Source organism: Chitinophaga sp. 10T418 (assembly GCF_056394125.1).
On sequence record NZ_JBFTHG010000001.1, the window covers coordinates 17,881 to 33,245 of the forward strand.

Annotated in this window: 9 protein-coding genes; 8 read left to right on the forward strand and 1 reads right to left on the reverse strand. The window is 43.5% G+C overall.

What is annotated here, in order from left to right; all coding sequences use genetic code 11:
• Nucleotides 1-6: 6 nt before the first annotated feature.
• From AC1DCV_RS00075 to AC1DCV_RS00110, 8 genes are all read left to right on the forward strand, one after another.
• Nucleotides 7-1,992, forward strand: coding sequence for a SusD/RagB family nutrient-binding outer membrane lipoprotein (locus AC1DCV_RS00075; protein ID WP_477021294.1), 1,986 nt, complete (start codon nt 7-9; stop codon nt 1,990-1,992).
• 547 nt (nt 1,993-2,539) lie between these two features.
• Nucleotides 2,540-3,988: an MAC/perforin domain-containing protein gene (locus tag AC1DCV_RS00080; RefSeq protein ID WP_477021295.1), complete on the forward strand. Its 1,449-nt coding sequence runs from the start codon at nt 2,540-2,542 to the stop codon at nt 3,986-3,988.
• A gap of 56 nt (nt 3,989-4,044) precedes the next feature.
• Complete coding sequence (locus AC1DCV_RS00085; protein ID WP_477021296.1) at nt 4,045-4,356, forward strand: hypothetical protein; 312 nt, start codon at nt 4,045-4,047, stop codon at nt 4,354-4,356.
• Nucleotides 4,357-4,635: 279 nt separating this feature from the next.
• Complete coding sequence (locus tag AC1DCV_RS00090; protein ID WP_477022068.1) at nt 4,636-5,187, forward strand: RNA polymerase sigma-70 factor; 552 nt, start codon at nt 4,636-4,638, stop codon at nt 5,185-5,187.
• Nucleotides 5,188-5,273: 86 nt separating this feature from the next.
• A complete protein-coding gene (locus AC1DCV_RS00095) occupies nt 5,274-6,515 on the forward strand; it encodes a FecR family protein (protein WP_477021297.1) in 1,242 nt (413 codons plus the stop codon).
• Nucleotides 6,516-6,561: 46 nt separating this feature from the next.
• Entirely contained in the window at nt 6,562-9,945 is a 3,384-nt protein-coding gene (locus AC1DCV_RS00100; protein ID WP_477021298.1) for a TonB-dependent receptor, read from the forward strand.
• Between the two features lie 17 nt (nt 9,946-9,962).
• Nucleotides 9,963-11,639: a RagB/SusD family nutrient uptake outer membrane protein gene (locus AC1DCV_RS00105; protein WP_477021299.1), complete on the forward strand. Its 1,677-nt coding sequence runs from the start codon at nt 9,963-9,965 to the stop codon at nt 11,637-11,639.
• A gap of 174 nt (nt 11,640-11,813) precedes the next feature.
• Nucleotides 11,814-12,839 (forward strand): hypothetical protein, encoded by a 1,026-nt coding sequence (locus AC1DCV_RS00110; protein WP_477021300.1) that lies wholly within the window; start codon nt 11,814-11,816, stop codon nt 12,837-12,839.
• Nucleotides 12,840-12,922: 83 nt separating this feature from the next.
• On the opposite strand, the gene AC1DCV_RS00115 is transcribed toward AC1DCV_RS00110, so the two are convergent.
• Nucleotides 12,923-15,319, reverse strand: a complete 2,397-nt coding sequence (locus AC1DCV_RS00115; RefSeq protein WP_477021301.1) for a TonB-dependent receptor — start codon at nt 15,317-15,319, stop codon at nt 12,923-12,925.
• Nucleotides 15,320-15,365 lie beyond the last annotated feature (46 nt).

Below are 15,365 nucleotides of genomic sequence, written 5' to 3' on the forward strand. Positions count from 1 at the left end.
ACTAAGATGAAATACATACATTTAAAATCACTTTTCTTACTTACGTTGTTAATATCCTCCGTAGGATGTAAGAAGAAATTGGAAGAATTATATCAGAATCCGGATGGATATTCGAAAGATATGGCGGATAAGTCCGGCGTAAGTGTTATTGCCGGATTCTTCACTTCTCAGCTAACGCAGGGATTCTTTTTGAGTGGAGATTATGGTTCTGTTTATCACCAGGTAAGAAGTGGAGGAAGGATTACGGCTAGTGGCATTCAAATTTATAACGTAATGTCAGAAGGCGGTGCATACTCGCTTGCAGATGTTGAGCATGACTGGGGGACAGGTGGTTTTAACGAATCTATTTTCAACTTCGTGAATACCCAATGGATCACGCCAATAATCTGGGCACAACGGGAATACAATAAAACAGCACCGGATAAACGTACTGTTTCAGATAGCCTGTATATCACCTTAATGCATGTTTTAAAGGGGTATGCCTATCAAAGAGCGACCGACATGTATGATAAGGTGCCATACATAGAAACAGGTACTGCAGGTGGATTGGACGGACTTAAAGCAAAGTATCTCGGTCAGGCGGAAATCTATCCGAAAATAATCAACGAATTGAAAGCTGCTGATGCAACGCTGACGAATCTGACACTCACTTCTACCCAGCAGGCATCCTTTAATCAACAGGATATCCTTTTTGGCGGAAATCTTTTGAAATGGCGTAAGTATATTAATTCATTGAGATTACGTTGTGCAATGAACGTAAGCGAGGTGACGCCTGCGCTTACAAGGCAAGTGCTGACAGAGTTGCAGGGCAAGCCTTTATTGACCGACTACAACGATGTGGCTGGTGTGGCCGACATCGCTGTTATTGCACTGAATCGTATTTGTAATGAATTAGGAATTACACGTTCTTTCAGGGAAAGAGGGGCTGATTTCACAGCAGGGAAAAAATTCCTGCAAGACGTGATGTATTGTCAACCGACTCAAGGTAGCAAAGTGGTAAACGGAAAAACATTATTCTATTTTAGTGGTGATAATTCCGCAACAGGTTTGTTGAATGGTACTGTTGATCCGCGTGTTTCTTATATCTTCTCCCCAGATTGTATTGGCAGATACCTGGGTACTGAAACAAAATGGGATGGCAATGCAGATCCAAATAGTTATTTAAATAAAGTTTTGCGCGGCTACTACATCAACGATCCCATCATGACTGATATTTCAAAGACCACCTTTTATTATGGTCCAAACAAAAGCCTGTCAATTGAATTGGATGCAGCGTCAAAAACAGATCTGAGCAAACGTGAAGCATTCCTGTTAAATGCACTTCGCAGCAGACTCGCTAATTCCGAGGACACTGATGGGAACGTAGGTTCTGAAAGAAATCTGGTTGCCGCATATAATGTACGCCCCGAATTCAACTTTGCACTGAAGTTTCCAACCATTCATGCGGTTGAAACAGAGCTTTCATTGGCTGAAGCAGCAGTAAGAGGTTGGGGGCAACTGAATGGAAGTGCCCGCGAACACTACAAGAATGCGATCATCTTGTCCTGCAAATACTGGTATGAACTGAATAACTCAAATCAGTATTCAAAGACCACTTTGCCGGCGATGCCAACCACGATGGATGATTCGAGAATCAATGCCAAACCTGCTATGGAATATAATGCAAGTGCTTTTGCTGAGAATGCCGCCCAGAAATTTGATGCGATGTCAAGCGTGCAACAGGTACAGGCAATTTTTAATCAGCTGCAGCTGCACTACAATATGATAAACTTTGAAGTGCCATACACTGCTGCCCGCAGATTAATTAAATATGTGGGTACAAATCCAGCTTCTATGTATGATAAATACAAATGGAAGGAAAGAATGAGCTATCCAAGCAGCATTCAGGCTTCCGATCCCGAAGGTTGGAATATCATCAGCTCTACCAATAACCCGGATCTTCCGATGTGGTTTACAGGTCGTACTGCCAAATGGAAGAATGCATTGGAATAGGAGTGAAAAGTCTTAAAAAAATAGAAAAGAGAACGTCGCAAAAATGAAAATGCGCGTAAAGCATAATCTTCTGGCAGGTGAAGCAGACACCTCCTGATGGTTTAATAGCAAAGTGAAGACAGCAATAAGGCCGCCATTGTGCGGCTTTATTGCTTTTATATAAATGACTGGAAATTAGCTCGACCGGATTTTAGCACTTGCTTTCATAGAGATTCTCCAATGGTAAATCTACTATCTGGATAAGTAGCTTCAAACGCTGTGTGGTAGGGGGGAGACATGTTCTATTGCTGATAGCCTTGCCTGTATTAGTTTGTTTAACTGTTATTGCAATGTGAATTTATCGTGGTGTAAAAAAATGAAATCGTAATAAATTGATCTGCTATATTTGCCATCACCATGCAACACATATGAAGCCCAACAAAAATTAATTGTTTATACCCATCCATATTATGTACTATGAACCCGTATAACCCATGGTTGGCGCCTCATATGAAAGCAAGTTAACCGTTAAGAATGCTTTTTATATTTTATCATTGATACTATTCTTATGAACAAAAAACATGTTGCAATACTTCCGGCAATCGCATTGCTGGGAAGTCTGTTAAGTTCCTGTAGCAAACAGTTAACCCAAAAAGATCAGCTCCATCCGGAAGAGCTGAAAGGCGCGTCAATAGCTGAACTCCGGGGATTCGCGGATGCTCAGTATAACCTGCTGGGTTTTGGTTATGATCTTACTGGTACCTACGGGAGCGCTACCTCCGCTACCTACCAGGTTATTGATGTAGCACGCCTTAGTACCGAGCAGCCCGGCCGCGTGGAAATCATTCAAACACAAGGTCAGGATCAGCAACTGATATCCGGTATTAACTGTGAAAATTACTCGAGAAATTTGTCACAGAAGTTAGAAGTAACAGACACGCTGAAACTCTTCTCCGGCACGTTGAAATCCGCTTTCCAAGATAGTAGCGCTTATTCATCCAAGTATGTTTACAGCAGTTACAACATCCAGATCAAACAGCGTACATTGAAATTTGCAGCGGATAATTCCGTGCTCAGGAACTATCTCTCCGCTGCCTTCAAGGCGGATATACTCAGCAGTTCACCTGCGCTGTTGGTGAGTCGCTATGGTACACATGTCATGTCGGGCATTCTGCTGGGAGCAAAACTGAATTTCATGTACCAGGCACGAACCCGGAGTGAGGATCGTTCAAGCGCTGCTTCTTCTGGTTTGAAAACTGCGGCTGGTACATCTTTTAACGTAAATGTAGAGGGTGCAGCCGGTTCCAGCTATTCCAGCACGAATACCTCCCAACGTTTATATTACCAGACCATTGGTGGTGACCCTACCAAGGGGCTTTTCGGTATTATCGATCTGACGAATGGTACTCCTGCTCCAAAGATAGATATTGCAGCTTGGCAGGGCAGCGCAAGCCTGGCGAATTCGGAGCTCATTGATATCAACCGTAATGGCCTGATACCTATTTACGATCTGATTGCCGATCCGGTAAAGAGTGCTGCGGTGAAGGCATACGTAATCCAATACCTGATTGATCATCAGATAAAGACGAACAGTGATCCTGTACGTGTTTATTATAACACTATCATCAACCATCATACGATGACGATCGATCCCTATGATTACGACTATGCAGGTAATAACTGGACAGACGTAGGCATTAATTTCCATGCCTTCACCTCCCAGGTAGAAGGATCTTTGCCAGTGTATGAATATATCAATTATACATCTGGTAACCATGTGTTTACTATTGTCAAGGATGATTACCCTTATGCACAGAATAATTTTGTGTTACTGGGGATTAAATTCTATGCATTTCGGACACCGGTTCCAGGCAGCGTGCCGGTACACGTGCTCCATAATAGCGGTATTAATAATCACACCTATACTATCGACAGGTATAGTTATCCTTTTGAACAGCATGGCTACACCTATCTGGGTGTTGGTTTCTATGCATTCAGATATCCGGTAGCGCGCTAGTATTAAGTCAAAATTACCGGGTAAGGTTTTTAGCTTTACCCGGTAAATAATATCATATGCTGTATGATGTCAGATTCAAAGCAGTAAAAAGGCAAGACCCTAAACTTCTTATTTACCTGCTATGTGTTTCTGCAGCATGTTTAGTAGTGGCGATAGCCACCTGTTTCATTCCGGCAATGCACTTTCTTCAACGCTATGCAGCAATAGGCATAGTAGTGGGACTCACTATTCCGAATCTCTTTCAGCTATATAAAGAAATTGGAGAGTGCGTATTAGCGGATGATGAAATCATTCTTGTGCATGGAGAAAATATTGTCAGATACCCCATATCAGAAGTTACCGATATAAAGTTTCTTGAAGAACGATAGGAAAGTCGCTGTCTTACACTTTTCTTCATCAATTTGCATCATACATTTCTATTGTATTAAATGAAAGCAAACATAACCTGCCCGCTATAGAATGGCAGCTTGTATATTATATATAAAAAATACGCTATTTTACCCCGAAATAGTGAATATACTAACAAACATTGCGATGATGATAATAGCAAAACCGCTCGCCATCACTTATCTTCGTTACAATCGTGGACATAGTAAATCGCCAAAATCACTTTAGGACCAATTATATATCGTTGTGAAAAAGAGCTCCTGCAGCGTATTGCGGCAGGTGACGATATGGCGTTTACCCATCTTTTCCATACTTACCATCAACAGCTGGGGGAATACATCTGCAGGATCACGGGGTCTATCACGGCGGCAGAAGAAATTGTGCAGGAAGCATTCGTAAAGATATGGACCAAGAGGCACCTGCTCAATGATGTAGAGAATATCAAATCCTATTTGTATCGGTTGTGCAGGAATCAAACCCTGAATAACCTGCGGCAGCTCGCAAAAGAAAGAGCTAACCAACATGAGTGGGTCCAAACGGCAGGCAGTGTTATGGAGGACGAATTGAATAAGGAAACCTATTTCAGGTTGATCGATGAAGCTGTGACCAAGCTACCACCCCAACAGCAAAAGGCTTATTTACTGAGCCGCAGTGAAGATCTGACTTATGAGGAAATAGCCAATCGGATGAACATTTCCCGGGATACGGTTAAAAAACATCTCCAACTGGCTGTAAGGTTTATTATGAATTACGTGCGTCAGCACGCCGGTATGCCGGTTATAGCCATCGGCATTTTCTCTTCTTTGGTATAAAAATCGCTCTCCCGAAAAAAAGTTTACAGCGCATTACCCCTTTTGCCGACTTTCTGTGTCTTACCCCTGAAAAATGCATCCACATAATGATGAGCGAAAGACAGCATTACCTTTTCCAGCGATACTTTGAAAAACTGGCCACTCCGGAAGAAGCGGCTGAACTAATGTCGTGGTTGGCCGAAAACGCATCCGACCAGGAGGTGTTGTCATTGATGGATGGAACCTGGGAGAGCTTTGTTCCCACGCAGCCGGTATTTGATGAGGAAAAGAGCAACCGGATGTTGCTGTATGCACTTCAGGCACCTGTAGAAAAACAGCGAATGAAATATTGGCGCAGTTGGGCCGCTGCCGCTGCTGTTCTTTTGCTGCTTTTGTCCTCGGGCTACCTGCTGATGAAGAAAACTTCCCCAGCGGTATATCATCATCAACTGGCTAAATTAAAAAACGATATCACGCCGGCGAATGGGAATGTAGTATTAACACTTGCCAATGGTGCAAGTATTGTGCTGGATGATGCGGCTAATGGCCATCTTGCCAGTCAGGGAGGGAGTAGTGTTATAAAACAAAACGGGCGGCTATCGTACGCGGTGGCTGGCAAAAGCGGGACAACCACGATATACAATACCATCTCTACTGCTAGGGGAAAGCAATATATGGTAATACTCTCGGATGGTACCAAAGTATGGCTGAATGCCACCTCTTCACTTCGTTACCCGGCTGTTTTTGATGACACTATCCGAAAGGTGGAACTAAGTGGAGAAGCCTATTTCGAAGTGGCACATAATAGGAAGGCTCCATTTATCGTGGCTACGGTTGCTCCTGCCGGCGGACGAAGCGCAGAAGTAAGGGTGTTGGGCACTCATTTTAACGTAAAGGCTTACAAAGATGAATCACTCGTTAAAACGACACTGCTGGAAGGCAGTGTGCGTATGTCAACCATAAAAGATGCTACTACCAAAACCAGGATCTCTGCTTTGCTGGCACCTGGCCAACAGGCAGAACTCTCCCATCTTTCAGGGGAGGAAGATCATAACATTCACCTGGTAAAAGAAGTAAACGTTCACCAGATCCTCGCCTGGAAAAATGATTTGTTTGATTTCGAAAATGAAACTATTCAGGACATCATGCGGCAACTGACACGCTGGTATGATATAGAAGTGGAATTTAAAGGAGATATCCCGGAGAAGCACTACTACGGGGCTATCCGCCGGCAGGTAAATATTTCAGAAGTATTTAAAATGCTGGAAATAGCGGGAAATGTAACCTTCAGTATCAACGGTAAAAAAGTATACGTACAGAAAAATAATATCAACCTACAGCATCGGTAGCAATTGCTAACATATTCCCTAACACGAACATTAATATTTCACACGTATGAAAATTCGAGTTGTCTGCTCTGCTAATGGCAGAACGAAATGGGTCAGGTTCACCAAACTGATCTTTCTTTTTCTCACCTTTTCGGCAGTGCAATCGTTTGCCAAAGCCTATTCACAAAAAATCAACGTCAACCTGAAGAGCGTATACCTGGACAATGTTTTTAGAGAAATACAACGACAGACAGATTACCTGTTTCTGTATACTGCCGAAGAAGTTAAAAAAGCAGGTAAAGTAAATGTCAGTGTAAGAAATAGTACAGTAGAAGAAACGATGCAGCAATGCTTGTCGTCAACAGGCCTGGGTTTTCATATTGTGGATAAAACAATTGTACTGGACCCGAATCCAGTTGCAACGGATAATGCAGTTAAGCGGGTGGCCCGCCAGAAGATATCCGGTATCATTATACACCAGGAAACAAAAGAACCATTGATTGGTGTAACCATCATCATCAAAGGCACCAAAACAGCTACTATCTCCGACAGCAAAGGTCACTTTGAAATTGACGCAAACCCGGGACAGACAATGGTGTTGACCTATGTAGGTTTTGCTGCCAAAGAAATAGTCATCAGCAACCAGACATCCCTGAATATTCAATTACAGGAGCAACCTAAATCAGTATCTGAAATTGTAGTAGTAGGCTACGGCACTACAAAAAGAACGGACCTCACCGGCTCTGTGGGTACCGTGAATGCAAGTGACCTGGGTAAGGTAACCACTACTAATCTGGGACAGGCCATCCAGGGACGTATGAGCGGTGTTCAGGTAACGCAGACTTCTGGTCAGCCGGGAGCAGGCGCCGATATAAAAGTACGCGGCGTAGGCTCTGTAAAATCCGGTAATAGCCCGCTGGTATTGGTAGATGGCTTTGTAGGCAATATGAATGACATCGATGCGGATGATGTAGAGTCGATTACCGTGTTAAAAGATGCATCTGCTGCAGCCATCTACGGATCAAGGGCAGCGAATGGAGTACTGCTGGTCACCACTAAGAAAGGAAAAGCCGGTAAAGCATCTGTAGAATTTAAATCAGAAAACGGGTGGCAGTCACTAACTAAAAAGCCGCACTACCTCAATGGTCCCGAGTGGGCCCGGCATCAGAATGAAGCCCGGCAATACAATGGTAAATCCCCTTTCTGGGTGGATGCGACTGCGCCTGAAACCATTACGCAGTGGACGGATTGGTCTGACTACGTATTCAGTACAGCTCCTATACAGGATTATCACCTCGGTGTGAGCGGTGGTACTGATAAAACCCAGTACGCCATAGGAATAGGTTATGTTAATCAACAGGGAACTATCATCGGCAMAAATTTCGACAGAATTAATACCCGTATCAATTTTCAACAGGAGATCACAGATCATATCAGAACAGGTATTAACCTCAGTTATATCCGCTCGGCTTATACCACTACCATCACTGCGTTTTCATCTTCGCAGCCCGCTGCATTAAATGGTATTACGGCGGCACCACCTACCATCCCTGCTTATAATCCTGATGGACTTCCCGGCGCGCCACGTCCCGGATATTCCGGCGAAGCCTATATTACAAATACTACCTGGAAAACACCTTCTATCGCCAATGACATCCTGGATAATCTTTCCCGGAGTAATAAAACCTTCGGAAATCTTTTTGCAGAAGTAGACCTGATAAAGGGATTAAAATACAGACTCGTAGTAAATGGTTCTGTGATGAATAATTTTAATGAAGAATGGACCAGCAAATGGGCTATCTATTCTCCTGCAGATCTTAATCACACTACTCCGCTGGCGCAGGGAGCCACTGCCAGTTTACGTAATTTATCCAAAGAAAGTTATGTGTGGGAAGTACAAAACCTGTTAACCTATGTGAGAACTTTCGGAAAACACAGTCTCAACGCATTACTCGGCGTGTCTTACGAAAAAGGGGATGGCTACCAGTTTGATGCTTCGAAAACGGATTTCCCCAACAACGATTTACAGGTGCTGGGCGCAGGTAATACACTGGGCGCCATCAACGGCGGATATGTAGATCCTTATTCCCTCACCTCACAATTTGGCCGCATCAATTATTCCTATAACGACAGATACCTGTTCCAGGCCAATATACGTCGAGATGGTTCTTCCGTGTTCGCACCGGGTAAACAGCAAGGCATTTTTCCATCCTTCTCTGCGGGATGGCGCGTATCACAGGAGCCATTCATGAAGCAATTGAAAGCCGTCAGCAACTTGAAAATCAGGGGTAGCTGGGGACAGCTGGGAAATGCCAATATTCCGGCGTATTCGTGGATCAGCACCATTGATGTTACCGGCGGTGCAGTATTCGGTAATCCGCAAACAAGACAACCGGCATATTTCCCCAACCAGATGTCTAACGAAAACGTAAAATGGGAAACTACCACCACTACTGATATTGGTTTGGAGTTAGGCTTGTTCAACGACCGCATCACCTTTGAAGGAGATGTATACAATAAGAAAACAACAGACATGCTGTTGGACGCCACCATTCCATTCACTGCTGGCTTTACTTCCGGTCCGGTAGTGAACATCGGAGAAGTCCAGAACAAAGGCTGGGAGGTATTGTTGCGGTACCAGGATAACATCGGAGATTTTAATTACAGTGCTTCGGTTAATCTTTCCCACAATCAAAATAAACTGGTAAACCTGGGCGGTGTAAAATCAATGCTGACCGGACCCCTGAAATCAGATGAGGGGCTGCCATTATACACTTACTGGGGCTTTCAGACAGATGGCATCTGGAGAACCAGGGATGAAATCAATGCAAACCCTCATCGCAGCGGCGACAGGCCCGGCATGGTACGTTTCCTGGATCTGAACAACGACAAACAGATTACAGATGCAGATAAAACTGTTATCGGTAGCTATCTGCCGAAATATGTATATGGCTTTAATGCTGCATTTCGCTGGAGAGGAATCGATGTTTCTATTTTGTTCCAGGGAGAGAAAGACAAGGACATGCTTGTTGAGTCAGTATTTGGTGGGAATGGGGAAGGAGAAGATAATAACATAGACAGGTATTACTGGGATAACAGGGCGATACTTGATAAAGACGGCAATGTAACAAGTGGTACAACACCCGCTGCCGGTGCAGTAAAGGGAGATGCCATCTGGAGTAGTTACCTGGTGCAGGACGCCTCTTATCTGAGGATTAAAAATCTACAGATAGGTTATACCCTGCCTAAAAAATGGATAGCACCATTGCGGATACAGTCGCTGCGATTATATGCCAACGGCACCAATTTAGTTACCTGGACTAAATTTATTGGTTATGATCCTGAAATGAAACCATCAGAGCCCAGTGGTATTAATGCTTACTCCCGCGGAGGAGTAGACGCATATCCGGTAGCCAAATCGATCACCCTGGGCGCAAGACTTACTTTCTAAATCTTTAATCGGCAGTTATGAAAAAGATATTAAAGCTTTTCACCTTATTACTGTGTATTCTCTGTCTGACGCAATCGGGATGTAAGAAAAACTTTTTATCATCTTACCCGAAAAATAATCTTTCAGAAACTAATTTTTATAAAACAGAAGATGACTTCACCAGTGCCGTAAATGGTATTTATGATGCGATGCAGGCCGACAGGGAATTGAGTTTTTTTCCGATGACGGATATCGCTACTCCCTATGCCGGTTTTGGAGACACACGTTTTGGACAATATGATAACGGGATATTTGGTATAACTGATGGCTGGTTAATGGGGCAAACTTTATGGGTAGCGTGGTACCGGGTAGTGTTCAGAGCCAACCTGGTGTTAGATCATATTGATGCCAAAGATGTAACACTCTCGGCGGCCATGCATGACAGGTTGAAAGGAGAAGCGTTATTTCTCCGCTCACTCGCCTATTTTTATCTTGCTAATCTGTATGGAGATGTACCACTGATCACACGCGTATTAAAATATGAAGAACTCTTTACGCCCCGCAATAAAAAGTCGGAAGTAGTAGCAGCTATCATCGCTGATCTTAAAACAGCAGAAACACTATTACCTTCTGTTACTATTTATCGCAGCAAAAAATCGCTGCTGGGAAGAGCCAGTAGAGGAGCGGCTAAATCGCTGTTGGGTAAGGTATATGTATATGAAAAAATGTGGCCGGAAGCAGCAGCTAAATTAAATGAAGTAATTAATGTGGATAAAGACTATGAACTGGAACCTCAGTTCCTGGACTTGTTCTGGCCGTCTACAGAAAATGGCAAAGAGTCGATTTTTGAAATTCAATATGCAGGCGGTGTAAAAGAAGGTAATTCCTATGTGCGTTTTGCCGCGCCCAATACCACCTCGCTGATATCCACCGCGGGATTTGGTTACGTAACACCAACAGAAGATTATACCAATTTATTTGAAACCACCAATGGTTATCCGGTAACCAGCACCTTTGTTAGCAGGGTAGCAGCAGGAAATGCTTACCGCTATAAGTTTACCTATGCATCCGCAGATCCGGCCTTTGATCCATCTAAACCATACAACAACCGGGACCCGCGACTGGCGTGGACGGTATGGTATGAAAACACCCCCTACATTGCAGAATTTCAGGCCCGCACCGGCCAGAGTGGTGTAAATTATCTACAACAATATGCGAATGAAAACGGGCATAATACGGTGAAATATGTCATCGGGAAATTAGATCTCACTGCCGGTGACAGCCCGGGTAATATGATCCTGATCAGGTATGCAGATGTTTTATTATTGTACGCAGAAACATTAATAGAATTGAATCGCAGCGCAGAAGCCGCCACCTATATTAATAAAGTGCGTCAGCGTCCCAGTGTTGCCATGCCTACTATACAGGCGCTGGAAGTGGTACAACATAAAACTATTATTGCAGATCAGCAGGCAATGCGGAATTTTCTGCATGAGGAACGCTATCGTGAACTGGCTTTCGAGTGGGGACACCTGTACATGGATCAGATCAGATGGGATGTATTTGCAGATGAAATCGTGAAATACTGGACTGCCGGGAAATATGGTGGTAATAATCCTGCACTGAATAGCTTCGATAAGCGTCATTATCTGTGGCCTATCCCTGCAGAAGAAAGAAATAAAAATCCACAGTTATCTCAGAACCCTGGTTATTGAGTAGCATGTGTGTTGCAGGTATAATAACAGTTGACGGTTGGATGCCTTCAACTATTATTATACCTTCTTCTTTACATGCCCTATATTTTACGTACAATTAATTTGGTAAGCAAACGCTATTTAAGAAAAGTAGCCGAAATTGTTCCCGGATTTAATAATGAGAAAGAATAGAAGATGTATCCAGGCAATATTATTTTTGAATTGGGAAGAGATATCGACCCGATCATACCCTCGCTGAGAGCTAATCACATTAAAGATTTGGAGAACGCGGAGCTGATGGCATTAAAAAAGGTGTTGCAAATTAATGATCATTTGCCCGAGGCATCTTTGATGGCGGTTGCAGAAGCAATGCATAAGTATCCGGATCTGAGGCTGGCTTTCTATAGCCATGCGGACGTTACACGGATCGACTGGGGGCTTTTTTCTCATGTACGTCATTTGTCAATTGGTGGAAAAGGAAACTGGGAGCATGTAAATTTTTTGGAGCAGATGCCATTGCTGGAATCATTGGAATTAATAGCTCCATTGAAATGCAAGGCTTCGCTGTTGCCAATAGAAAGCCTCCGGAAGCTGAAGCGACTTAGTTTGAACGGCATTCAAAAAGATGTGGATAAAATTGTCTGGCTAAATGGCCTGGACTCATTGGGATTGTGTATTGGGAAGTTGAAGGATCTGGCATTTATGGCTAATATTCCTTTTATAAAAAATCTTAGTATAAGTTATACGCAGCCATCTGATTATAAAGTGCTGCTGAATATAAAGGGACTAAAAATCCTGAATTTGCTGGGTTTAAGATGCTTTCAGGAAGAAGATGCCTGCAGCTTACAACAGATACCGGAGTTGAAATTGCTCACGATGTCAAGATGTTCTAAAATCAAATCAATTGAATTTGTGCCAGGCTTGCAGCAACTAAAAAAATTAAGTTTGGGCAGTATGAGTATATGCTCTTTTGATCCTTTGTATGAGCATGAAACATTGCAGGTCATCTCAACACACTCAACAGAACCTGCAAACAAATCTTTAAAAGGTGTTTACCATATACCGCATGTATACCTTGGAGGACGTTTCCCGAAACCGGAAATAGAGGCCTTCCTGGCTGGTTTTACCGGTAAGGATGCAATTATTGGCGGGGTACAGTTGAAAGGTGCTATGGAGGAACATAATTTCATATACCATGTCAATGAAGTAACGGATGTTTAGGATTTCTTAAGATGGATATTAATAGGAAAGGGCGTAACTAAAAAAGCCCTTCCCTATTTAAAAATCTATCACGCATAAAATTGTTACATACCCGCCCTTTTCTCTTCCTCATTTTTATTTTCCTGTTTGCTCTTCTGCGTAGATTTTCCAAAGCTATAACTGAGGGTAATAGCCATCTTCCGGTTACCATTCCAGTGCTGTAGCTGGTTATCAATGATACTTTTCTCCCGGAACTTTAAGCGAATAAAATAGGTGTCAAACATATCGTAGTAGCTGATCCTGGAATTTAGTCTTCCTTTCATCCAGGTTTTCTGAACCCCCAGATCAACACTGGCCATCGGTTTGACGGTATAAAGACCGCGTCCCCCTGCGGAGCGGTAAAAATAGGAGATGTCGAAAGTGATTCCTTTGGGTAATGTAAATACCTGGCTGCCCGAAATAGTATAGTCAAATACAGGAATAGCATAGGTTACGCCGTGATAAGGTGTCTCCTCTTTTTTATAGGTCCCACTGATGGTATGATTCATTTTCCACCAGCTATAGATGGTAAGAGGAAAGCTTACGTCAATGCCACCAAAATCATTATAGGGTAAGTTTCTGCCGAGGTATTGCAGTACATTGGTAATGCTGTCATATTCGGGATAACGGGTCATAGGGTCCGATTCTCTGCCCAAATACACGGAAATGTTAAGTGCCCGTCTGGTGTAAGCAATCGTAAACATATCTGTTTTAGACGGCAGCAGATAAGGATTGCCCACATAGTAATTTAGCGGACTATTATAAAAACGGAAAGGATTCAGTTGAGCAAAGCTGGGACGGGTCATACGCCGACTGTAGGAGAGGTGGAGTTGCTGGGAGGGGCGGAGCGGAAACGTAAAACTGAAGCCGGGTAACCAGGTCAAATAATCTCTTGTTGTGAGCTCGTGCTGCGAAATAGCATTGCCCGTACTGTGCGTATGTTCTGCCCGCAGACTCACGCCATAGCTCCATTTGTTAACAGCACCTTCATAAGCAATATATCCTGCCGAAATGTATTCATCGTATTGAAAATTATTGGTGCGACTGCTGTCGGGCACAAAAATGGCTGCGTGGGTAAGGGTATCATAGCGGAGTTTGTTTTTTGTGGTAGTAAAAGCAAACCTGGCGCCAGCGCTCCATTTCCCCTTACCGGCATTTCCTGAAAGATCTGCCTGTACAGAACGGATCAGGATATCATTCTTCAGATCGGTTTTCCAGTAGTCCAGGAGATAGTGGGTAACGGCATTTTTTGTTTGTATATCCTCATTTTGCTGGTTATTTATTTTTAGGAGAGAAGACAATATTTCGAGCTGAGTGTTACCCAGTTGGCCGCTATAATTGAGATTGACGGCATAAGTATACTGTTTGGGGCCTCCGTTATTAACGCTGTAGGTTTCAGCAACCAGTTTTTGCGCCGTGGCATCCGTGGTATGGAGGACGTTGAAGGAATAGATGTCACGGTTTGCCTGAAAGGCGCGGGCCATGATCTCAATACGCTGCCCCTTTGCAAAGCTGTAGTCTGCGCCCAGTTGATAGTTGAAATTATTGTTGCCGGTTAACACCCTGGTGTTGGTGGCCATTATGTTGGTATTGGCCAGATGCTGCAAGGCAGCATACTGGTAGATGCTTTTGCCGGTGGTATAACCCAGCCGGGCGGTATAGGCGATCTTCCTTGTTTTGTAGGTGAGCGACAAATTATTATCGGCCAGATGATATTCATTTTGCTGGATGTTGCTGCTGATGTTGCCTTTCCAGCCCAGTGTGAGGTCACGTTTCAGCTTAATATCAATAATGCCTTTGTATTCGCCATTATATTTGGAAGAAGGATTGGTAATGATGTCGATAGATGCTATCATATCGGGCGAAAGACTGGCCAGATAGTTTTGCAATTCTTCCGGACTCATGGGAACCGGCTTCCCGTCAATGAATATATCAGGCGTTATTCCTCCGGACATTTGAAGTGTACCATCTCCATCTATCCGCAGGCCTGGTATTTTTTTCAGAATATCGAAGGTGTTGGCGGCAGCAGTGAAAAGTGGATTGCCGGAAATATTAAGGACCAACCTGTCTGCCAGTCGTTGGAAGACAGGTTTTTGTCCACTTACAATTACTTCGTTTAATTGGCTGGCAACCATCGACATGGAAACATCTCCAAGATAGATCGTATTACTTAAGGTATTTTCAAGTATCACATCTCTATATAATTTGCTATACCCAAAAGAGGAAAACAACAGGGTATACCTGCCGTTCGGGAGGCCCGGTAGTTCAAAAATACCGGCAGTATCGGTGACCTGCCCTTTGATCAGGGTGGAATCTTTCAGTGAAAGCAGGCTAACGGAAACGAACCCGATGCCCTGACCGGTTTTGTCATCAACCGTTTTTCCTTTGATATTTATTTGGGCATTAACGGAAAAGCAGACTACTATCAGCAGGCTAAATACCAGGCAAAATTTTGTCATCATCAACAGTTTTCCGCAAACGTAATGAGGAGACAGACAGTCGGGGTTT

Coding starts and splice junctions, on each gene's coding strand:
- AC1DCV_RS00075 (WP_477021294.1), top strand. CDS start 7: ATGAAATACATACATTTAAAATCACTTTTCTTACTTACGTTGTTAATA.
- AC1DCV_RS00080 (WP_477021295.1), top strand. CDS start 2,540: ATGAACAAAAAACATGTTGCAATACTTCCGGCAATCGCATTGCTGGGA.
- AC1DCV_RS00085 (WP_477021296.1), top strand. CDS start 4,045: ATGCTGTATGATGTCAGATTCAAAGCAGTAAAAAGGCAAGACCCTAAA.
- AC1DCV_RS00095 (WP_477021297.1), top strand. CDS start 5,274: ATGATGAGCGAAAGACAGCATTACCTTTTCCAGCGATACTTTGAAAAA.
- AC1DCV_RS00105 (WP_477021299.1), top strand. CDS start 9,963: ATGAAAAAGATATTAAAGCTTTTCACCTTATTACTGTGTATTCTCTGT.
- AC1DCV_RS00110 (WP_477021300.1), top strand. CDS start 11,814: ATGTATCCAGGCAATATTATTTTTGAATTGGGAAGAGATATCGACCCG.
- AC1DCV_RS00115 (WP_477021301.1), bottom strand. CDS start 15,319: ATGATGACAAAATTTTGCCTGGTATTTAGCCTGCTGATAGTAGTCTGC.